The organism is Bergeyella zoohelcum ATCC 43767, from assembly GCF_000301075.1.
GTDB classification, from domain to species: Bacteria; Bacteroidota; Bacteroidia; order Flavobacteriales; family Weeksellaceae; genus Bergeyella; species Bergeyella zoohelcum.
Genome location: NZ_JH932293.1, coordinates 1938533 through 1961812, shown reverse-complemented (window position 1 = coordinate 1961812; position 23280 = coordinate 1938533). Strand labels below are relative to the sequence as shown.

Annotated in this window: 15 protein-coding genes; 11 read left to right on the top strand and 4 right to left on the bottom strand. The window is 35.3% G+C overall.

The window, feature by feature from the left end:
- Positions 1–132 precede the first annotated feature (132 nt).
- Positions 133–3816 carry an AlbA family DNA-binding domain-containing protein gene (locus HMPREF9699_RS08945; RefSeq protein WP_002664243.1) on the bottom strand — a complete coding sequence of 1228 codons (3684 nt, stop codon included), beginning with the start codon at positions 3814–3816 and terminating at the stop codon, positions 133–135.
- A 283-nt stretch (positions 3817–4099) separates the two neighbouring features.
- Between HMPREF9699_RS08945 and idi the strand changes: the two genes are divergently transcribed.
- The 4 genes from idi (at position 4100) to purM (ending at position 8856) form a co-directional block, all read left to right on the top strand.
- Positions 4100–4618: an isopentenyl-diphosphate Delta-isomerase gene (gene idi, locus HMPREF9699_RS08940; RefSeq protein WP_034985904.1), complete on the top strand. Its 519-nt coding sequence runs from the start codon at positions 4100–4102 to the stop codon at positions 4616–4618.
- A 28-nt stretch (positions 4619–4646) separates the two neighbouring features.
- Positions 4647–5726: a glycine cleavage system aminomethyltransferase GcvT gene (gcvT, locus tag HMPREF9699_RS08935; protein ID WP_002664237.1), complete on the top strand. Its 1080-nt coding sequence runs from the start codon at positions 4647–4649 to the stop codon at positions 5724–5726.
- A 221-nt stretch (positions 5727–5947) separates the two neighbouring features.
- Positions 5948–7720, top strand: coding sequence for a 30S ribosomal protein S1 (rpsA, locus tag HMPREF9699_RS08930; protein WP_002664236.1), 1773 nt, complete (start codon positions 5948–5950; stop codon positions 7718–7720).
- Positions 7721–7866: 146 nt separating this feature from the next.
- Positions 7867–8856 (top strand): phosphoribosylformylglycinamidine cyclo-ligase, encoded by a 990-nt coding sequence (gene purM, locus HMPREF9699_RS08925; protein WP_002664235.1) that lies wholly within the window; start codon positions 7867–7869, stop codon positions 8854–8856.
- A gap of 65 nt (positions 8857–8921) precedes the next feature.
- Here the strand turns inward: purM and HMPREF9699_RS08920 are convergent, their stop codons facing one another.
- Genes HMPREF9699_RS08920 through HMPREF9699_RS08910 form a run of 3 tightly spaced genes read right to left on the bottom strand, consistent with a single transcriptional unit; the run spans position 8922 to position 13076 of the window.
- Positions 8922–9821, bottom strand: a complete 900-nt coding sequence (locus HMPREF9699_RS08920; protein ID WP_002664234.1) for a DUF6607 family protein — start codon at positions 9819–9821, stop codon at positions 8922–8924.
- Between the two features lie 27 nt (positions 9822–9848).
- Positions 9849–10949 (bottom strand): HmuY family protein, encoded by a 1101-nt coding sequence (locus HMPREF9699_RS08915; protein WP_002664233.1) that lies wholly within the window; start codon positions 10947–10949, stop codon positions 9849–9851.
- A 12-nt stretch (positions 10950–10961) separates the two neighbouring features.
- Positions 10962–13076 carry a TonB-dependent receptor plug domain-containing protein gene (locus HMPREF9699_RS08910; protein ID WP_002664232.1) on the bottom strand — a complete coding sequence of 705 codons (2115 nt, stop codon included), beginning with the start codon at positions 13074–13076 and terminating at the stop codon, positions 10962–10964.
- Positions 13077–13173: 97 nt separating this feature from the next.
- Here HMPREF9699_RS08910 and HMPREF9699_RS08905 point away from each other — a divergent pair, with 97 nt between their 5' ends.
- The 7 genes from HMPREF9699_RS08905 to HMPREF9699_RS08870 all read left to right on the top strand — a co-directional run bounded on the left by HMPREF9699_RS08905 (position 13174) and on the right by HMPREF9699_RS08870 (position 23248).
- On the top strand, positions 13174–14481 hold the full coding sequence (locus HMPREF9699_RS08905) for an HmuY family protein (protein ID WP_002664231.1): 1308 nt from the start codon (positions 13174–13176) through the stop codon (positions 14479–14481).
- 371 nt (positions 14482–14852) lie between these two features.
- The gene (gene aroB, locus HMPREF9699_RS08895; RefSeq protein ID WP_002664230.1) at positions 14853–15872 is read left to right on the top strand and encodes a 3-dehydroquinate synthase; all 1020 of its coding nucleotides are present in this window, start codon (positions 14853–14855) and stop codon (positions 15870–15872) included.
- Between the two features lie 137 nt (positions 15873–16009).
- A complete protein-coding gene (locus HMPREF9699_RS08890) occupies positions 16010–16627 on the top strand; it encodes a DUF4082 domain-containing protein (protein ID WP_002664229.1) in 618 nt (205 codons plus the stop codon).
- Between the two features lie 212 nt (positions 16628–16839).
- Positions 16840–18690, top strand: a complete 1851-nt coding sequence (locus tag HMPREF9699_RS08885; protein ID WP_002664225.1) for a DNA topoisomerase IV subunit B — start codon at positions 16840–16842, stop codon at positions 18688–18690.
- 106 nt (positions 18691–18796) lie between these two features.
- Positions 18797–19264 (top strand): hypothetical protein, encoded by a 468-nt coding sequence (locus HMPREF9699_RS08880; RefSeq protein WP_002664223.1) that lies wholly within the window; start codon positions 18797–18799, stop codon positions 19262–19264.
- A gap of 14 nt (positions 19265–19278) precedes the next feature.
- Entirely contained in the window at positions 19279–21849 is a 2571-nt protein-coding gene (locus tag HMPREF9699_RS08875) for a DNA gyrase/topoisomerase IV subunit A (RefSeq protein WP_002664222.1), read from the top strand.
- 76 nt (positions 21850–21925) lie between these two features.
- Entirely contained in the window at positions 21926–23248 is a 1323-nt protein-coding gene (locus tag HMPREF9699_RS08870; RefSeq protein ID WP_002664221.1) for a DUF58 domain-containing protein, read from the top strand.
- The last annotated feature ends 32 nt before the right edge of the window (positions 23249–23280 follow it).

Below are 23280 nucleotides of genomic sequence, written 5' to 3'. Positions count from 1 at the left end.
TTTTCATAAATTTATCTATTATTTTTTAATAAAAAACAATATGATGACTTGCTTTTCTTTACTTCCTAATGGTTATTTTTATCCAATAAATTAAGATAGTTTGAATGAATTTTATTCAATATCATTGGGGTTCTATTTTTCAGATGGTGGAGCATCATTATTAATATCTAATCCATGTGCTTTTCGGTACATGAAATCAGTAAGGTCAGTGCCTTTTAAGATTCGGGTTTGGATGCCTTGTCTCTGATAGAATTCATTATCGTAAGAAACGGGTTTGTCATATTTAGGGATTTTTATTTCTAGATAGTCTAAGTTTCCTGCTTTATGAAAGATGAAATCTATTAAATGATTGATTTCTTTAGGAAAAGCTCCCACGATGAGCGACTGTATATGGTTTTGGTACTGGTCTAGACTTTTGATTTTTGGAGTGAATTTCAGGTCGTTTTCTAAACCTACTACTTCCCCAGTATCCTTCACGCCGATGAACAATGAAGAGCTAGGATTACTGCTATTTAAAAAACCACAGATAGACTTCATAATGACTTTTTCTTGCGATTCATGAGATGCAGAATAGAAAAGGGAAGATTTGAACTCTTGATTTTTAGTTTCTACACCGATGATTTTTCTTTCTTCTTCTGGCTGATGTATTATGGGGTCTGAAAAATCTTTAATTTTCTTGATTTCCTCAAGGAACTTTTGATTTTTGGCCAATCCGATGAATTCTAACTCTTTAAAAATTAATTTTATAAATAAGTTTTTCGCGGTTTCATCTTCTCCGTATTTTAATGTGGTATGGTAGGCCTGTACCAGTTGCTTCAGTGATGCCAATTTCCAGTTGGTTTCAGGGATTTCTTTTTTTGGTTGGTCAAATAAATGCATGATATGGAGGGCATCTTTACTGATATTACATAGCTGTTCTGAATTTTCTACAGTTTGTCCATTATTTTTTATTTCTTCCAATTCAGTATAATAATGGTAAGATCTTCCGCTTTTTATAATGCCAGATAAGATAATTTGAACGAAGAGACAGGTTATTTTTTCTCTATCGTCTAAGATGAAATTTTTATATTGGTCTAAACAATTTAAAAGTAAAACAACAGATTTTCTGAAATCTTCATTCAGATGAATTGTATTTTCAGGGTTGTCAATTGCTTCATTGGAGGTAGGGAGTAATACTCCTGCTTCTTCTAAATATTTTCTGTACAGTTCTGTAGGGGGTAGGTTGTCCCATGTTTCTTCTATTGGGGCAGCCATGGAAGGGATAAAGGCGGTGGCATCTTGGTCATATTCTGTTATCTCTACCTTTAAAACCGCATCTATAGGGAAACTTTGATTTTGGATTAACACAGGCCAGCCTTCTTCGGTAATTACATAAGTGTCTTTTTGATTTTCGAAAATAACAATGCCTTTTGTCAATTTAGGGGGGAGCAGATGATTTTCTGCGTGATTTTTTAAGAAGTTTAGACAAGAAATTTGTGTCTTATCATATGCTATGTTTTCTACTAAATAGCGTATGCTGTCTGAGGGAGAGAGGTATCTCTTTATATTTCCGAAGAAATTACTTCGGTTAAAACAATTGGTGTGTAGCAGCGGTTCTATATATTCATTCTCAAATTTGGACTGCAAAAAACAGAATAAATTATGCTGTACTGATTTTACCTTCCCTATATATTCATGCCCTATCTTAAATTTTTCAATGTTTTTGTTTGATTTGTTTTTGAAAAAGTTAAGAAAATGATGGATTTCCGTTAATAGCAATTTTTTCTCTGTGGAGAAGTCTATTTTCCTATCGAAATAGGAGGAATGAACTGAAATATTAAATTCTTCTATTTCAGCAATGGGATGTGTAAGGTGAGGAATTTTTTTGTTAAAATGATTTTGAGGAATGATGATAAGGTTTTGTGAAGACTGGATGATTTTTCCTTTACCTTCATAATGCCCTTCTTGGAAATCAGGGTAGGTAACCATGTCATTCATCTGTTCAAAACTCATATCAAAAACATCGTCATACAAAAAGAAATTTGGTGTAAAGTTCCCGTTTTTCGTTATGATAGAAATTGCTAATTTAAGGTATCTTATGTCTTGATAATACTGAGATAAAAAGCGTGCTAAGGTAACCGATGAGAAAAGATGATACATGGTATTTTCTGCATGGGCAGTGAATACGCATAAAAGATATTGGAAAGGAATTACTTTCTTTATTTGGCTTTTTTGGTTTTCGTGGAGTGAGTGAAATTCTGAAATGAATGATTTACTGCCCTGTAGTTTTTTCTCAATAAGTCTGCTGATATAAAATTTTTCTTGCTCTACTAGTAAGTTGTTTTTATAAAGTAGGCTGAAAATAGTATAGCAGAGACTTCTGGTTTCATCATGGTGTATAAAATCAATGATTTTGATGAGAGCTTTAAATGTGTCTTTCCTTTGTTTAGGGAGATAGCGTGTGTTTTTTAGTTGAGATAAAATTTGTTCAAAGAAAATGGTTTCTTTTTCATTGATGATGAGATGAATAGCTTCTTTATGAGCTTCAAGAGACTCTATTTTAGTTTCTGCTTTTTCTATGATAATTGCAGCTTTGTAGGGGAGGAAGTTTTTTAGATAATCAGAAGTGTAAATGAGCCATCTTTCTAGTCTGATATAGGTGTCTAATATTTTTTCAGTAAATGGATAATTATTTTCTTCAATAGTCTCATCTATTTTTTCATCTAAGAAATTAAAATAAGTGAAGAACCATAAATTTTCGCCATCATGATATTGCTCTAAGAATGATGGTTTTTCTTCTGTAGGTATTTGTTTTTCCAGCTGTTCCTTTCCTAAATCATAGAATAATTCTTGTTCGGCTCCTTGATAGCCTATTTGGGAAAATACATCTTCTATTTCGTATTTAGCACTTCTTATTACGGAAGCATTTTGGGATAAAGAAAGGTATCCTTTTTCATTGATTTTCCATACATAGAGCATTAATACATCTCCTTCTTTCACGGTAGGGAAATCATCATTTCTAGATAAGTCAGAATCGGGATAGTAATGGTTAATATAGCCGTTTTCATCTTTCAGTATCCAGCATTGTGTTGCGGTTTCTGCATCTAAGGTAATGCTTTGTAATGTAAATGGATATTGGTTTCCTTTTTTGTATTGGGCGGAGATGAGGGCGTATCTTGTCAGTTTTAGGTAGTATCTGTCTCCTTCGGGGTGATAGCTTAGCTGGCACCCAATTTCTTTTTCAAAAAGAGTATTCTTATGTTTTTCAGGGACGCTAATATGATAATGTTTGCCCTTATATTCTACCACTAAAAAACGAGTTCCATTTCTGTTAATATGGTTTTTTATAAATGGTAAATGATAAATTTTATTTTGCTCAAAAACGCTTAAATCGGTTTCGTAATACGGTGTACTCGGTGGAGTGTCATTTTCGTCTTTGCTAAAGAAAAGCTTATTTTTATCTAAGTCTATATTTTTTACGAAAAGCCTAATCTGTGTGGATGCTTTATCTTCTCTAAAACTAAGCGGTGCCGCAAAGGTGAGATGTGGAAAATTAGAAACAATGAGAAACTGTTCAGTTTCTTTGATGATATTGAAATCATAATAAGCATCTTTTTCATAGAGATTAAGAATGCTGTATTCAAAGGTGATATTTCCATTGTACGCATTGATACTCTTCTCAAAAAGCCAAAACACATCTCCCACTTTATGAGGAATTAGAAAGCAGTGGTTAGTGTGTCCGTCTTCTATATTTTGTACTATACAGTGATTTTCTTCAATGGAAAGGAGTGTGTACTTTCTGTGACTACGATGATTAGGAATTTCAAAATTTTTCATAGTTTAAATTTCAATAAAAAATAGTCATTGTAGCATAATCTGAAAACAAAGGAGTATTTTAATGGTTCACTAAGTATAAAGCGTTTTATTTTTTAATAAGAATTAATTTCCAATGGATTCAGTATGATGTCAATGATTGCATTATAAAAATATAGTTAGTAATTTCGATTTTTTAGAATCGCTAAGTCCACAAAAATACATTTTTTTGAAAAAAACACTACTCTTGAATTTTAGTTTTTCCTACTTCATAAAATTGTTGTACCTTTGGGTGGAACTATTCAATATGGAAACAAAAGTAGTATTAGTCAATGAAAATGATGAGGTTTTAGGCACTATGGAGAAGCTGGAGGCTCACCAAAAAGGAGTTTTACACAGGGCTTTTTCGGTTTTTCTTTTTAATGAAAAAGGACAAATGCTTCTCCAGAAAAGAGCTGCTACTAAGTACCATTCTCCCAATAAATGGACTAATACCTGCTGTTCTCATCCCATGCTCAATGAAACTTATCAGGATGCCGCACTTAGGAGACTGAGGGAGGAACTGGGAATAGATGCGGAAATTCAGCCTATTTTTCATTTTATCTATAAAGCAGATGTAGGAGATGGGCTTTGGGAGCATGAGCTAGACCATGTCTTTATAGGGAGTTATGAAGGAGAATTTCAGCTCAATCCAGAGGAAGTTTCAGAGATAAGATACATCACTTTAGATGATTTACTACAAGAAGTTTCCATGCATCCCGATGATTTTACCGAGTGGTTCAAAATCATCCTTTCAGAGTATATGAGTCATATTAAAATCAATTAATTTCATACATAACAAAATAGTTAATCACATGAATAAAACAGCTTTATACAATAAGCATGTAAGTATGGGGGCTAAAATGGTGCCTTTTGCAGGGTTTGAAATGCCTGTGCAGTATTCTGGACTTACAGAGGAACATTTTGCCGTAAGAGAAAAAGCAGGACTTTTTGATGTTTCCCATATGGGGCAGTTTTTCATTGAAGGAGAAGGAGCTCTGGCATTGCTCCAAAAAGTAACTACCAATAATGTGGCCAATATCGTAGATGGACAGGCACAGTATTCTTGTCTTCCTAATGAAAATGGAGGAATAGTAGATGACCTTATCGTGTACAAAATGGCAGATGATAAATATTTCGTGGTAGTGAATGCTTCTAATATTGATAAAGATTGGGCACATATCTCAAAATACAATAGCTATGGAGCAGAAATGAAAAATGTTTCTGATGAGATGTCTCTTTTAGCTATTCAAGGACCTTTGGCTACCCAAATTCTCCAAAAATTAACGGATACCGCTCTGTCAGAGATTCCTTATTACCATTTTACCATAGGTACAGTAGCTGGTGTGTCAGATGTAATTATCTCTAACACAGGATATACAGGAAGCGGTGGTTTTGAAATCTATTTCAAAAATGAAGATGCTGAAAAACTTTGGGATACTATTTTAGAGGCAGGAAAAGAAGAAGGGCTTCTGCCATGTGGCTTAGGAGCAAGAGATACGCTCAGATTAGAAAAAGGATTCTGTCTTTACGGAAATGATATAGATGATACTACATCTCCTATGGAGGCTGGTTTAGGGTGGATTACTAAACTGGACAAAGATTTTGTTTCAAAAGAAATTTTTGAGCAACAAAAAGCAGAAGGCGTTACGCGTAAACTTGTAGGCTTTGAAATGACAGAAAGAGGTATCCCAAGACATGATTATCCCGTAGTGGATGCCGAAGGAAATGTCATAGGTAAGGTAACTTCTGGTACCAGTAGTCCTATGCTGAAAAACGGAATTGGGATGGCCTATGTAGATTTACCTCATAATAAATTAGGGACAGAAATTTTCATCCAAATCCGAAATAAAAACATCGGAGCAAAAGTGGTAAAAATGCCGTTTGTGAAATAAATTCATAAGAGACTCAGTACTGAGTCTCTTTTATTTTCTCTTTTTACGGTAAAAAAATAAACTTAAATTTCTTATATTCAAATAGATTTTGTAGTTTTGCAACACTTTTTGTACGCTGCCTGAAAGTAATAAGAAAAACAATAATGTAAACTTCTTCCGAAATTTCTTTCTGTACAACTTGCAGGCGAGAGAGAAAAGACGGAATACAAATTTTATTTATTATGTCTGAAAATTTAGACAAGGTTCTTATGAACCAAAATGTTGCACCTGAACAATTTGACTGGGATTCTTTCGAATCTGGATTAGATGCAGATGCGAGAAAAGAAAAATCTGATTTGGAAGAAATCTACAAAGGTTCTCTTTCTGATCTTGAGGAAAACGATGTGCTTGTAGGTAAAGTGGTAAGACTTACAGACAAAGAAGCTATCGTGGACATCAACTTCAAATCTGAAGGTGTAATTTCTTTGAACGAATTCCGTTATAACAGCGGTCTTCAAGTAGGAGATGAAGTGGAAGTAATGGTGGACAGAAGAGAAGACAAAACAGGTCAGCTTCAGCTTTCACACAAAAAAGCAAGAACACTTAAGGCTTGGGATAAAGTGAATGAACTTCATGAGTCTGGTGAGATTGTAAACGGTTTCGTGAAATCAAGAACAAAAGGAGGTATGATTGTAGATGTTTTCGGTATCGAAGCATTCTTACCAGGTTCTCAGATTGATGTGAAGCCTATTAAAGATTATGATCAATTCGTAGGAAAAACTATGGAATTCAAGGTAGTGAAAATTAACCCTGAGTTCAAAAATGTAGTGGTTTCTCACAAAGCACTCATCGAGGCAGATATTGAAGGACAGAAAAAAGAAATCATCGCTCAGCTGGAAAAAGGTCAAGTTCTTGAAGGTACCGTTAAGAATATCACTTCTTACGGAGTATTCATTGACCTAGGTGGTGTAGATGGTCTTATCCATATTACAGACCTTTCTTGGTCTAGAGTAAACCACCCATCAGAAATTTTAGAAGATGGACAAACAGTGAAAGTGGTAATCCTTGATTTCGATGATGAGAAAACAAGAATCCAGTTAGGTATGAAGCAGCTAGAGCCACATCCATGGGATGCACTTTCTGCTGAGCTTAAGGTAGGAGATAAAGTAAAAGGTAAAGTAGTGGTTCTTGCAGATTATGGTGCATTCGTAGAAATTGCTCCAGGAGTAGAAGGACTTATCCATGTATCTGAAATGTCTTGGAGTACTCACCTTAGAAGTGCAGGAGATTTCGTAAAAGTAGGTGACGAAGTAGAAGCAGAAGTACTTACTTTAGATAGAGAAGAAAGAAAAGTTTCTCTAGGTATGAAACAACTTTCTAATGACCCTTGGGAAAATATTGAAGCAAAATATCCAGTAGGTTCTCAGCATTCAGGTTCTGTAAGAAACTTTACTAACTTTGGTGTTTTCGTAGAATTAGAAGAGGGAATAGATGGGCTTATTTACATCTCTGATCTTTCTTGGACCAAGAAAATTAAGCATCCATCAGAGTTCTGCTCTGTAGGAGATAAATTAGATGTAGTAGTTCTAGAGCTAGATAAAGCAGCGAGAAGATTATCACTTGGACATAAGCAATTAACTGAAAACCCTTGGGATAAGTTCGAAGCTAAATATGCTGAAGGAACTGTACACAGTGGAACTGCTTCTGAAGTTTTCGATAAAGGAGCTCAGGTAGTATTTGAAGATGTAGAAGTAGAAGCATTCTGCCCTGCAAGACTTCTTGAAAAAGAAGACGGAACTAAAGTGAAGAAAGGAGATGTGGTAGATTTCAAAGTAATTGAATTTAATAAAGAATTCAAGAGAGTGGTAGTTTCTCATACAGGAATTTTCCGTGAAGAGGAGAAAAGAAATGTAAAAGAAGCTGCTGCGAAAGCAAGTTCTTCTAATGAAGAAAGAGCTACTTTGGGAGATATTGACGCTTTAGCTGAACTTAAGAGAAAAATGGAAGGTAAATAATTTCCACCATTTTATACACTATTCACCGCAGTCTTAGGACTGCGGTTTTTTTGTTGGATATGTAATTATTGTCCTATATTTTTATTATTTTTGTCCAAATAATCAAAAGCATTTTTTTATTACAACCATTTTGAAATCATCTAAACATGAGCAATACTTATAAATCTGCAGGGGTAGATAAAGAAGAAGGCTACCAAACGGTAGAAAAAATTAAAAAAGCAGTAAGTGAAACCCATAATGAAAATGTACTCAACGGTATTGGGAGTTTTGGAGCTTTTTATCAAATCGCAGGATATAAAAATCCTGTTTTGGTAAGTGGAACCGATGGGGTAGGAACGAAACTGAAAATAGCGATAGATACTCAAAAGTTCGATACCATAGGTATTGATTGTTTTGCAATGTGTGCCAATGATATCCTTTGTCACGGTGCGAAACCTCTCTTTTTCTTAGACTATTTGGCGTGTGGAAAATTAGATTCTGATGTGGCGGCGGAAATTGTTTTGGGAATTACTAAAGCTTGTAAAGATAATGAATGTGCCCTCATTGGTGGCGAAACTGCTGAAATGCCAGGGATGTATAAGCCTGGGGACTATGATGTGGCAGGTTTCTGTGTAGGTATTGTGGAGAAAGACCAAATCATAGATGGAAGTAAAATTCAAAAGGGACAAAAAATCATTGCATTACCTAGTTCAGGATTTCACAGTAATGGCTTTTCTTTGGTAAGAAAAGTTTTTCCTGATTTCAATGAAGTCTTTGAAGGAAAGCCGCTTTACGAAACGCTTTTGGTGCCTACAAGGCTTTATTATCAGTCTATTTTTAAACTATTAAAAGAAGTAGAGTTAAAAGGGATAGCTCATATTACGGGGGGGGGATTAATAGAAAATGTACCGAGAATTATTCCTAATGGGCTTTGTGCAGAAATAGATACTTCTAAAATCCGTATTCCTGCTATTATGCTGGAGTGTGAGCAACGAGGAAATATAGCGAGAATGGAGATGTTCGGAACTTTCAATATGGGCGTAGGAATGGTGGTAGTGGTAGATGCTGATGATGCCGAAAAAGTCCTTACTCTCCTTGATGATGCTTATGAAATAGGGGAGATTACAGAAGGAAATGAGAAAATTAATTTGAAATAATTTTAATTTGAGCACAAAAAAACTCCGAGAATTTTCTCGGAGTTTTTTAGTTTATATCAGTACGCTTATTTGATGATGTACTCTTTTACTAGTTTTTGAGCTTCTTTTGTTTGGTTTGCTTCTAACTTCATTAATGGGTCATAAAGATAAGTATCTTTTACATCTTTTTTCACCCATATATCTTTTTTCTGAGCCATTCTCTCATCCCAAGTTTGGCGTACAGCTTTCCAAAGTGGAGCATATTCTTTCCAGTAATTTTCAGCAATGATACACTTGCTATTGTCCACCTTTCTGTAGTATTCTAATCCTTTTTCTTCTGCTATTACTACATCTTTTTGCCCATCTTGTCTAAGAACTTTCTTGTTATCTTGGTCATGTAACCATCCCCAGTCAAAATGTTCCTGCTTATTGGTTCTTACCAATACATTGTAATCATTTCTAGTGGTGTATTCACGGCGTGGAAGCGGAGCATCTGCAGTAGATTCCCAGTATCTTCTTCCATCTGCATGAATCCAAGTTCCTGAACCAGAGTATCTAGGTGCATCGTCTACTTGGTACACTACTTGAGTCCATTGTCCTTTTACATCTTTTGAGTTAAGTTTTTCATACTTCCAGTGATTTTCTTTATCAAAAGTGTAGAGGTCTGTATTTTGGTAGAGCCAGTCTTGTCTCCAGTGTTTTACAATAGCATTTTTCCCTGCTCCTCTTGGATTAACTACAAGAATGTGTTGAAGAGCAATTTTACCAGGTGCTTCCTCAGCCACAGTTACCCACTCAAGACCTTTAGAAGTGTAGTTTTTCTTTTTTTCATAGTCTTTGTTTGGGGAAAAAGTTTCCGCAAAATTAAAACTTACCTCATAACATCCCGTCATGTCTTTGATGGCTTTTACATCTTCTTTTTTCTGAGCATTAAGACTCACCATTCCAGCAACTAACATTGCTGACGCAAAAATTGTCTTTTTCATGTTGTTTAAATTATGATATTTTATTTTTTATAATGATTGATATTCAAATTCAGGATATCCTCTTTCTCCTTGAGCCGATCTCATTTTTAAGAAACGAATTTTGAAATAAGTACCATTCGCATCTTTTAGAATGAAAAATCTATCAGCTCGGACACTTGCCTCGCTTGTGCTTTGCTCTGCAATGCTTCGCCAATTAGAACCAATAGCTCTTTGGTCATCATTATTGAGTTTTGTTTCATCTACATTACTCTTCTTAAAATTAGCAAAATATTCATCAGTATTTACTCCGTTAGGAACAGTTACCATGTAAGATTTTACTTGATGATGAATATTGGTAAGTACCACATCTGAAAAGATATAAGAAGTGTAGAATGTACCTACATCAGTAAGATTAGTCATTACCGTATAGACAAAGTGCCATTTGTTTTTTTCTGGCTGAATAAGCACTTCAGATTCATTCATAAGGCTGAAAAACTGAAAATTATAAGCTGTATTTTTCTTGATTATTACTTCCTTATGCGTAGTCTCTGAGAGTTTAGCGTATTGTAATTTATATCCATCCTGATGTCTTAATACCCGTATTTTCATCCATCCTCTTTCCTGTCCATCCGTGGGCATAGATGCCCCTACATCCACTTTTCCTTCAAAAATTTTTCTACCTAAATTGAGCAAATATACAGGATTTTCATTATCATTGCTACTTACAGGTGCCATTCCAGAAGTTTGGGTGGCGTAGTTTCCTGAAGGGTCATCAATGTATTTTGAATTGTCAGAAAAATCAGCAATTTGTACTTTGTATTTTAGCTGAGCTACAGAGCTTTCTGTAACTGCATCTATATCATAAGCATTAGGAATTTCTCCCACTGCCATCATGATAGAAGAATTAAGGAGTACTCTAAAATGTTTGTCATTGGTAAATGCCAATTCCCAAGCATCTCTTCGGTTAGTGGTTTGATGTTCTAAGTTAAGGTCTATCCATACCTGATTAGGCTGCGTAGGACCTCCTACAAGCGGAGAAATAACGGTACCAATAGGAGGAATTTCTATAGGACTAGCATCTTCTCTAATACATGAACTTAAGGAAAAGATAGCGAGAAGTGCTGCGTATATTAATGAATATTTTTTCATATTTAAAAAATATTAAAAATTAAAATTAAGTCTTGCAAAATAACTTCTTCCATAGAAAACAGAAGCGTTGGAACCCACACTACCATGAGCACCGCCACTGATGGCTGTACCTATTACATTTTTTACATCAAGGATGTTTTTGGCTCCCAGAGTAAATGCAATTTTGTTTTTCCAGAATTTTTGAGTTAAGGAAGCGTCTAATAATTGGAAAGGAGCTCTTTCTACAACGAGGTATTGTGTTACCCCCAGTGATTTATCTTCCTGAACTTCATAGCTTTTACTAATTCCTCTATATAGTGCAGAGAAAGAAGTATTGGATTTTGGAAAATCAATGGTGAGTCCTGCATTCAGCTCAGAGGCATAGCGGTAAATATTTTCTGTTTGGGCACTGATGCCATGGGAACGCCCTAAGATGGAGCCTCCAGCATTGAGACTGAACTGCTTGTATTTTAATTTCAAAGAAAGTGAATTGAGCCAACTTTCATATGAATTGATATTAGCAAACTGATATTGTAGTGGTGATGCGTTAATAAGTGCCATGATAATTTGGTTTCTCACTAACATATACATTGAGTTAAAGTCCACCGTCCAGCGTATATCATTTTCTGGCGTAGAAGAAATGGTGTAAAAAATAGAACCTGAATAAGAAGTTTCTGGAATGAGGTTTTCATTCCCTCTGATGTCATGGTTGCTATCTACGAAGTAGGTGTATAATTCTTCAAAGGTAGGGTTTCTATTAGAAGTTCCTACCACTGCCCGAAATTCAGAGCGTGGTGTGATAGTGTTTTTGAGTACCAATGAAAAGTTAGGGACGGTCTTAAAAACATTAGAGAAGTTATACCTTATCCCTGGTTTTATAAACCAATTATTGGCAAAATTAAATTCTGCTGAGGCAAATACTCCTCCTGAAAATACCCCTCTGCTAAGATTTTTTCCTGCATATCTTCCAGTGGTATGACTGGCAAAGCCTTCGGTATAATCGGCTTCATAACCCAGCTGTGCTCCCCAAGTATTGGAGGGAAGAAAGTAATGAAGTGTTCCTCTTGAAAAGAATGTATTGGCTTTATAGTAGGTGTATTTATCATCCGCTTGTAATACAGTTCTTTGTGGAATATCAAAAATTCTATTGGTCAGTGCTCTTTCTTGAGATTGGTAAGAAGCGTCTATGCTTAATTTAGACTGTTGAAAGACATTACTATTTAAAGCGAAGTGATGTAGCCAGCGCTCTGTATGGTAATCTTTATCTCTAGAAATATAAGTCCATTTACCATTATTTAATCTTTCAGGTTGTATTTCGCTATTATATACATTTACTTCTTCATTCAGATAGTCCACTTTATACATCAGCTGAGTATCTTTATCAGAATACCTTAGCATTAATGAAGGGTTAAGCTGTTCTTTCGGTTGCCATTCATAGCCTCTTTTTTTATCTCTTAAGACATGATTTTTCCCTTGCATTTCACCCCAAAAACCCTGAAAGTCTGTTCTATTGATTCCTGCTTGTGCATATATTTTGGAGCCTATTTTTTTTGAGATAGAAAGGGACTGGATATGTTTTCCTTTTCCATAATCTATCCAATCATATTCTTTCCCTACGGTTTCTTCCTGTATGAAACCACGAACAGAGAAATCTTTATTATGATTTTTTTTAGTAATAATATTAATCACCCCAGCTATGGCATTGCTACCATATTCTACCCCCATAGAACCTCTTACGATTTCTATTTTTTCTATATTATCAAGGTTAAGTTTGGTAAGGTCTATATTGCTCCCTAAGCCTTCATCTCCTACCAAAGGAATGTTGTCAATCAGTATTTTAGTGTAATTGGCCCCCAGTCCCATGATATTGGCCTTAGAATTTCCAGAGTTCCTTTCTGGGATAATGAGGATATTGAGAGATTGATTAAGGACATCGGCTACATTATTAGCACCCATTTTTTCTATTTGAGCTCTTCCTATGACTTCCACTTTATAAAGAGACTGTTTAATAGAACGGTTTCCAAACTGCCCCGTGATGACTACTTCATCTATCACTTTATCTTTATCATACCTTATGGAGTCTTTTTTTTGGGCATTTATATTATTGAAAAAAAATAATGCAGCTATAAGACTTATTTCTCTTCTCATGATGATTATGGAGTAAAAATTTCTTTCTGCAAATTTACGGATTTATTTAGAATTATTAAAAATTATTTTATACTTTTGTGCCATAAAATTTTCAATCATGACTAAAAAAATATTTTTTTCAGCCGCTTTAGCATTAGGTATTTCATTGCCAATGAGTGCTCAGCAAGTGGATGCAAATGGCTACACTACTGTACCTGCTACTATGGGTGCGAACTATGTTAACCGTGTATTCTTTGACTTTTCTACGGGGAATCTGTTGTCTCAAGCAGCTAATAATTGGGATTTAGCACTTAGAAGAGATCATTCTATGGCATTTGGTACTAGAGTGAATGATGCAAGAGGAATTAAAGTGTATCAAGTTTCAGCTAATCCTGCAGATTTTGATACTGTGGATATTGCTAATATATCGAATTGGGGAGCACCACTTTATAATCCTAGTGAGACTAACAACTTATTCAATGGAGCACTAGAACAAACTAATATCAATACAGCATGCAGCAATCCTAATTTTACTTATGGCTGGGCATGCTATAATATGTTCACTCATAAGTTAGAGGGAAAAGTGGTTTTCGTTTTGAAATACCCTGATAATACATACATTAAATTATTTATTGATAATTATTATCATGGTTATACATTCCGCTATGCCAAAGCAGGAGCTAATGGGGTGTGGGGAAATGTAATCACTAAAACCGTTCCAAATGGTAATGATAATAAGTATTTTAACTATTTCTCTTTCCAGACAGATGACCAAGTAGCAAATAATGAACCTGATAAAACCGAATGGGATATGATGTTTACACGCTATTATTATGATTTCGGAAGTGCAGGAGCTCCGTATTACTATCAAATGTCTGGAGTAATCCAAAATCCTAATGTTCGTGTAGCTAAAAAAGTGGAGCAACAAGATGTTGCTACATTCACTCAGCCAGCGGATGCGGATTATTCAGATAATATTACGGCTATTGGTCATAGTTACAAGCAAATTACTACTCTTATCCCAGATATTGTATACTATATTAAAGATAATGAGGATAAATATTATCGTATGTATTTTACTCAAAATGGTGGTGTAGCGAATGGAAATGTATTCTTTAAGTACAAAGAAATTACAGCCCAAATGGCAACCAATGAAGTGAATAAGGATGTGAAATTCGGAATGTACCCTAATCCTGCTCCTAATAAGCAAGTTTCTGTGATTTTTGATGTGAAAGATGAACAGAAGAGAGAGGGTAAAATTCAGGTTTTTGACATGTCTGGTAGAGTGGTATATGAAACAAATATCTCAAAAACAAAAGGGTTTTTCCAAAAGGATTTAGATTTAAGCCAATTAAAATCAGGGAACTATATCGTTCATTTCATCCTTGGTGATTACAAAACTTCTAAGCAGCTGATTCTAAAGTAAACAGATTTTTCATAGTATCTATTTTTTAGTGTTATTTTAGAGAAAACCAAAGCGAAAGCTTTGGTTTTTTTATGGTAAAAGATATGACTCGTTTTGACTTTTTATCTTACTTAAATTTTTTGAGTCTTAAGGAGATTTTAAAGTGCTTTGCCAAAGTATCCAAAACAATAAAATTCATTAAACTTAACATTCTTCATCAGTTTATTAATGCATTTTTAATAAACAATATTGTACTTCATTTTTTTAATTTTTTAATAGTGTTTGTTATCAAATAAGTAGAGATGACTTCATATTGTTTCAGTATTTTTAAGATGTGAAATAAACAAAGTTTTTCAGATTATCCTTATTTTTACAGCCTTAATAATATCATCATGGCTTTTTTAGATGCATCTTTTACAATGCTCAATGATTGGGTGAGAGAGAGGAACCCTTCTAAGATTTTTATTTTGGTAGATGAAAATACACATACGCATTGCTTACCGTTGTTTTTGGGAAACCTAGAAACCACTGCTCCATTTGAAATTTTAGAAATAGAAGCTGGAGAAGAGATGAAAAATATAACATCTGCCACCATGCTTTGGGAGATTTTATTAGAATATGAGGCAGATAGAAATGCTATTTTGGTGAATCTGGGGGGAGGAGTTGTTACGGATTTAGGTGGTTTTGTGGCATCTACATACAAAAGGGGAATTGATTTTTTACAAATCCCTACTTCGCTTTTAGCCATGGTAGATGCTTCTATAGGAGGGAAAACAGGGATAGATTTAGGGGGAGCTAAAAATATGGTAGGTACTTTTACGCTTCCCAAAGGGGTGTTTGTTCATCCTGATTTTTTACAAACGCTCCCTCATCAGGAGTTAATGAGTGGTTTTGCTGAAATGCTTAAGCATGGATTGATTGCAGATGCACTGCATTGGAAAACATTGGTAACTATTTCGGAATTAAATTATGAAAATTTGGCTCCGTTGATTTCAGATTCGGTACATATAAAAAAAGCGATTGTAGAAAGAGACCCTACAGAAAAGGGCGAAAGGAAATTACTGAACTTCGGGCATACCATTGGTCATGCTATTGAGAGCTTGCATTTAATAAATGAGCAACCAATATTACACGGTTTTGCAGTGGCGATGGGAATGTATTGGGAGGCAAAATTGGCAAATAATGCACATATTCTTCCAAATGAAGATTTTGCAGAGATTCAAAATCAATTGGTAAAATTTTATCCTTTTATTCAAGAGATGAATTATACGCTAGAAATGCTTTTGCCATTCATGAAACAGGATAAGAAAAATGACGCGAAAGGTATAGGTTTTGTGGCACTGGAAAGTATTGGTAGGGCAAACTATCATTGGAATCTTTCTGAGGAGGAACTGAAGCTTTTATGGAAATAGAAGTAAGAGAATGCCGTTTAGAAATAGTAGTGTTTTTATATTGAGTTAAAAAAATGTCATATTCTCCCCAAAAATATTTTGCCTTTACCTTAATTTTGATTACTTTTAGCTCCTAAATTCTAATACCCTTAATTCATATGAACAAAAAATCTATACTCGTAAAATCATTTTTGGCTTTGTTTTCTTTGGCTGTGGTCTCTTGTACTAAGGATGTGAGGCTCATAGATACTGCCACTCCTATAGAGCAGAGTCCTTTTTTGTCTCCTAAGGATTATTATTTGGAATTTTTATCGGCAACGGGTTTTTCTCAAACGAATCCTAATATAGGACAAGTGCCAACAGAAATGGGCTATGAATTTGAGGCAACTACCAATGGTGAGATTTCCTCTGTATATGTGAAAATACCTAGCATAAACCCTGCGGTAAGGGTAACTATTTGGGATGCAGATAATGCTTCGCCATTGGTTACCACTATGGTGAATGTTACTGCAGCGAATAATGTTTTTGAAACAGCTATCACGCCGCTTACTATTGTTAAGAATAAGAAATATGCTATCACGATGAATTCTAAGGATTGGTATCATCATAAACATCCTGATGTGCTAAATGTAACCTACCCTTTGGTTATTGGTCCGCTGAAATATAATAAAGTGCTACATGCGGTGGGAAGTAACCAAACGCTTCCTAAGCCTACAGCACCTATCTTGAATCACCTCAACGGAGATGTGAGGTTTAAGTTTAAAATTACCCATTAAGAGAATTTTTCATATTAATATTTGTCAGAAAAGCCGTTTCTATCATATAGATGGAAGCGGTTTTTGCTACGGGAAAGGGATATCTGTATGCAATTTTTTTGAAAGAAGAAGCCAATGGTCTTCTATTTCTTATTCCTTTGTACCGAGCAAATCCTAATTGCTTTTCTCATAAAAACTTATTATCTTTGTAAGATATTGAGCAAGATAAACACATGATAGACACGCATACTACAGAGTACACAGAAGATAATATTCGGTCATTAGATTGGCAGGAGCATATTCGTATCCGCCCTGGGATGTATATAGGGAAGCTAGGTGATGGCTCCTCGCCCGATGATGGTATTTATATCTTGCTAAAGGAAATCATTGACAACTCTATAGACGAGTTTGTAATGAAAGCAGGAAAGAAGATAGATATTAAGATAGATGATGGAAAAGCCGTCATTAGAGACTATGGTAGAGGAATCCCTCTGGGAAAAGTGGTAGATGCGGTATCTAAAATGAATACGGGAGGTAAATATGATTCCAAAGCCTTTAAAAAATCAGTAGGACTGAATGGGGTAGGTACCAAAGCAGTAAATGCTCTTTCTGTCTATTTCAAGGTAAAATCTGTACGGGAGGGCAAAGTGAAAATAGCAGAGTTCTCTAAAGGTGTGGTTACCATAAATCATGACGAGGCAGAAACTTCTGAGAGAAACGGAACGGAAATTACTTTCTCTCCAGACCCAGAAATCTTTGTGAATTTCAAGTTCAGAAAAGATTATATAGAGCGAATGCTCAGAAATTATGTTTACCTAAATCCTGGGCTGAAAATTACTTTTAATGGCGAAACATTTTTCTCTGAAAATGGATTGAGAGACCTATTAGAGGAACAGCTGGGAGAGGAACAAACACTCTATCCTATCATTCATCTTAAAGGAGAAGATGTAGAAATAGCCATTACTCATAGTGATAAGTCCCAATCCGAAACTTATTTTTCTTTTGTGAATGGGCAAAATACCACTCAAGGAGGGACACATCTTGCTGCTTTTAAGGAAGCGTATGTGAAAACCATTCGGGAGTTTCTTAATAAAAATTTTGAATCTACGGATATTAGAAAATCCATCATCGCAGCTGTCTCTATTAAAGTGATAGAGCCTGTTTTTGAGTCTCAGACTAAAACTAAACTCGGCTCCAATGACATGGAGCCAGGAAAGGAAACTATCCGTACTTTTATGACCAATTTTCTCAAAAGAGAATTAGATAATTTCCTTCATAAAAATCAAGAAATTGCTGAGGCGATTCATAAGAAAATCCTCGTTTCTGAAAGGGAAAGAAAAGAGCTCTCGGGAATCCAAAAATTAGCAAGAGAAAGAGCAAAGAAAGTTTCTCTACATAATAAAAAACTTAGAGACTGTAGGCAGCATTATAATGACCAAAAAGCAAGCAGAAAAGGAGAATCCCAAATCTTTATTACCGAGGGAGATTCTGCATCGGGGTCTATTACTAAGAGTAGAGATGTAGAAACTCAAGCCGTATTTTCATTGCGTGGAAAACCGCTTAACTCTTATGGGCTTACCAAAAGAGTAGTCTATGAAAACGAAGAGTTTAACCTTCTACAGGCGGCTCTGAATATAGAAAACTCTCTGGAAGATTTAAGGTACAATCAAGTGATTATTGCTACCGATGCTGATGTGGATGGAATGCACATTAGACTTTTGATGATTACTTTCTTCCTTCAGTTTTTTCCAGATTTAATTAAAAATGGACATCTCTACATTCTTCAGACACCGCTCTTTAGAGTGAGAAATAAAAAGGAAACAAGGTACTGCTATACCGAAGAGGAGAGAGTAAGAGCCATAGAGGAACTCGGTAAAAATCCTGAAATTACAAGGTTTAAAGGTCTAGGAGAAATTTCCCCTGATGAGTTTAAGCATTTCATAGGAAAAGATATTCGTTTAGAACCCGTAATCATAGGAAAAGATACTACCATAGACCAACTTCTTGAGTTCTATATGGGTAAGAATACACCTGACCGACAAGGATTTATCCTTGAAAACCTAGTGGTAGAAGGAGCAATTTAACTGGAGAGAATAAAGAAGATAAAACAATGACCGTGTGAAAACATGAAAAGGATGAAAGGATAGTAAAAACTACAATTCATCATGATACATAAAATGAATTAAGATTATGAGATTAACGACAAAAAGACGAACAGTATTCATCAGTTCCATTAATGCACTGATGATTTTATCACTTGTATTTGGGATATTGGCTTTTGTTTTCAATTATAAAGCGAAATTGTTACCTCATAACTATCTTTTTCTTGTTTTTTCAGGTCTTGTAGCACTTATCTATTTCATGCGAGGGAAAGAACATTTTGATTATGACAGTGATGGGGAAGCGTTGAACTTTAAAAACTATAGCCCTATTCCTTTTTGGTCAAAGAAGTCGGATGAATTTCCCAAATATAAACTTAAGGAGTTCAGCATTGCCGATGCTTTCTTGTACAAAAAATTATACATAAAGATAGATAGCAAAAAGGGAAAAGACATCATTTTGAGATATGATATTTCCTATCTTAATACAAAAGAAATTAGAGACCTTCACCGCTCTTTATCTAAGGTGATTAAGAAAAATAAAGCCCAAAATTTATAGTGGAAAATCATAAGATGACAAATAATAACGAGCGTAGCGAAAGCCTAAAAAAGGTATCTGGACTGTATAGAGACTGGTTTTTAGACTATGCTTCCTATGTAATTCTAGATAGAGCCATACCTTCGGTTTTTGATGGACTCAAGCCTGTGCAAAGGCGTATCATGCATTCCATGAGAGAGTTAGAAGATGGTAGGTATAATAAAGTGGCAAACATTGTGGGAAATACCATGAAATATCACCCCCACGGAGATGCCTCCATCACTGATGCCATGGTGCAGATAGGGCAGAAGGAGCTCCTTATAGATACTCAGGGAAACTGGGGAAATATCTATACAGGAGATTCAGCAGCAGCAGCAAGGTATATAGAGGCAAGGCTTACCCCTTTCGCATTAGAAGTAGTTTTTAATCCTAAAACTACAGAATGGACGAAGTCTTATGATGGAAGAAATAATGAACCTATAGACCTCCCTGTGAAATTTCCTTTGCTTCTGGCACAAGGTGTGGAGGGAATAGGTGTAGGGCTTTCTACCAAGATTCTTCCCCATAATTTTAATGAACTCATAGAGGCTTCTATTACTTATCTCAAAGGAAAAAAGTTTCAGATTTTTCCTGATTTCCTTACAGGAGGTATGTTAGATGTCTCTGAATACAATGACGGTGAAAGAGGAGGAAAAGTCCGTGCCAGAGCTAGAATCATACAGAAAGATAAAAATACTCTTGCCATCACAGAACTTCCTTTCTCTAAAAATACAGGAGAACTCATAGATAGCATAGTAAAAGCTACAGAGAGAAATAAGATAAAAATTAAGAAAATAGAGGATAATACTTCTGATAAAGTGGAGATTTTGATTCATTTGTATAATGATTCATCTCCCGATAAAACCATAGATGCTCTCTATGCGTTTACAGATTGTCAGGTTTCCATTTCTCCCAATGCTTGTGTCATTGTGGGAGATAAACCTATGTTTCTTTCTGTTTCGGAGATACTCAAGAGAAATACAGATCATACCGTGGCTCTGCTCAAGAGAGAATTAGAAATTGAGCTAGGGGAATTAGAGGACAAATGGCACTTTGCTTCTTTGGAAAAAATCTTTATAGAAAATGAAATCTATCAAGAAATTAAAGGGAAAACTACCAAAGAGGAAGTGTATGCAGCAATAGATACTGCACTGAAACCTTTTATAAAACATCTTATGAGAGCGGTGGTTACAGAAGATATTGTCCGACTTACCGAACTTCCTTTCATGAGAATATCAAGGTATGATAGAGATAAGGCATTAGAAAATATTGCGGCATTAGAAGGCAAAATGGAGCAGGTAAAGTACGATTTAGAAAATTTAGTTGCTTATGCAATAGCGTACTACCAAAAAATTCAAAAAAAATACGGAAAAGATAAAACTCGCCGTACAGAGTTGAGGGTTTTTGATACCATTGATGCTACCAAAGTGGCCGTTGCGAATGAAAAATTCTATATTAATAGAGAAGATGGCTTTATCGGAACTTCCTTAAAGAGAGATGAATATCTTTTTGATTGCTCAGACATTGATGATATCATCGTCTTTAGAAAAAATGGAGAAATGAAAGTGGTAAAGGTAGAGCCAAAGACATTTGTGGGAAAAGATATACTCCATGTGGCCGTTTGGAAAAAAGGAGATACCCGAACCGTTTATAATATGATGTACCGTGAGGGAAGAGATGGAGCTACTTTTATGAAGCGTTTTTCGGTAACTTCTATTACTCGGAATACAGAATATTCACTGGCATCTGAAACCAAAGGTTCTACCGTTTTGTACTTCTCTGCAAATCCTAATGGTGAAGCCGAAATAGTATCTGTTTTTCTAAAACCGAATCCTAGAATTAGAAAAAATAAGATGGATATTGATTTTTCAGATTTAGCCATTAAAGGCCGAAATGCAAAGGGAAATATCGTAACGAAATTTGCTGTGAAAAAGGTGGAGATGAAGGAAGAAGGTGTATCTACATTGGCTCCAAGAAAAATATGGTTTGATGATACCGTTCGTAGGCTGAATGTGGAGGAAAGAGGAACATTTTTAGGATATTTCAAAGGAGATGATAAGATTCTTACCATTAATTCTTCGGGGGAGGCTAAGCTCGTTTCCTTTGATTTGATGAACCGATTTGATGAAGAATTTATCGTATTAGAAAAATGGAATCCAGAGCAACCTATTTCTTGTATTTATTTCGATGGCGAAAAAAAGATATATTATATCAAAAGATTTTTATTAGAAAACACACCGAATGTACAATCTTTTATGCCTAGTGAGCACCCGAAATCTTTTATAGAATTTGTAGGCACTGCTCAGGGGATTACAGCGGAAATCATCTACCCGAAAGATAAAAATGGAAAAGAGAAAGAACCAGAATTGGTGGATATTGATGAGTTTATTGCGGTAAAAGGCATTAAAGCAATGGGAAATCAGTTGATTAAAGAGAAGGTAAAATCTATTAATATCAGCATCCCAGAACCTGTAGAAGAAACACCAGTACCTGAAGCAGCGGAGAAACCATCTGCCTCTGATGAATTTCCAGAGGAGGGAGTCATTGAAGAGTTGCCATTTGAATAGCAGGGGTAGCCTATTCCGAAAGAAAATGTAAAGATGAATGATTTTGCCAAAAAGCCAATGGTCATAAGCTAAAGAGATGAAAAATTTATACTTAAACAGCCGATTGTATTGGGCATTGTTTGCCGTTGCATTATGCTTTGTATTGGCTTTCTTTTTTGAAGAATTGATGAGTGTAGCACAGGGAGCGTTCGTGCTATTGGTCATTCTGGTTATGGTAGATTATCTCTTACTTTTCGCATTAAAGGACAAGGTGAAAGCACAACGCTTTTTGCCCGAAAAACTCTCTAATGGAGACGAAAATCTAATTCAGCTCGAAGTAGAGAATCGTTATGATTTCCCTGTTCAGGTAAGCATCATAGATGAAGTTCCTTTTCAGTTTCAGCTGAGAGATTTTGAGATGAAAAGAAAGCTATCTCCTAATCAGCATATAGCGTTACAATATACCCTTTCGCCTAAAGAAAGAGGTGTGTATGATTTTGGAGGTCTGAATGTTTTCGTGAAATCACCTATTGGATTGGTTGCTAAGAGATTCGTTTTTCAAAAGGGGGCGAAACTGCCTGCTTATCCCTCATTTATTCATCTAAGGAAATATGAACTTATGGCATTGCAGAATGAGTTTATGCTCGGAGGTATCAAAAAAATCCGAAAATTGGGGCATACCATGGAGTTTGAACAAATTAAGGAATATGTGCAGGGAGATGACATAAGAACCATCAATTGGAAAGCCACTTCTAAGCAGAATAAGCTCATGGTAAACCAATACCAAGATGAAAAATCTCAACGCATTTATATGCTCATAGATAAAGGACGAACCATGCAGATGCCCTTTGATGGACTGAGTCTATTAGATTATTCTATCAATGCTACCATGGCACTGGCTCACATTGTCCTAAAAAAAGGAGATAGAGCAGGAGTGATGGCTTTCTCCCGAAAGATGGAAAATAAGGTAGCGGCGGATAATAAAGCCACTCATCTGAGACGGATTTCAGAGGCACTGTATAATCTCCAAACCGATTTTTCAGAGAGTGATTTTGGCAGATTGTACCAAGATATAAGCGTGAATATTACTCAGCGAAGTTTGGTATTACTCTTTACCAATTTTGAAACTTTAGATGCCGTAAAAAGACATATGAAATACCTGCGAGGTATTGCCAGAAATCATTTATTGGTAGTAGTTTTCTTTAAAAACTCTGAACTTCAAAAAATGATACACTCTACCCCAAAAAATATGCAAGAAGTGTATGATGAAATCATTGCAGAAAAATTTGAGTTTGAGAAAAATCTCATCATCCAAGAACTTAAAAAATATGGCATTTATTCCATTTATACAGCTCCTGAAAACTTGAATATTGATGTGATTAATAAATATCTGCAAATTAAAGCGAGAGGGATATTGTGAGGTTAGGATATTAAAAGATTAAAAAATTAAAA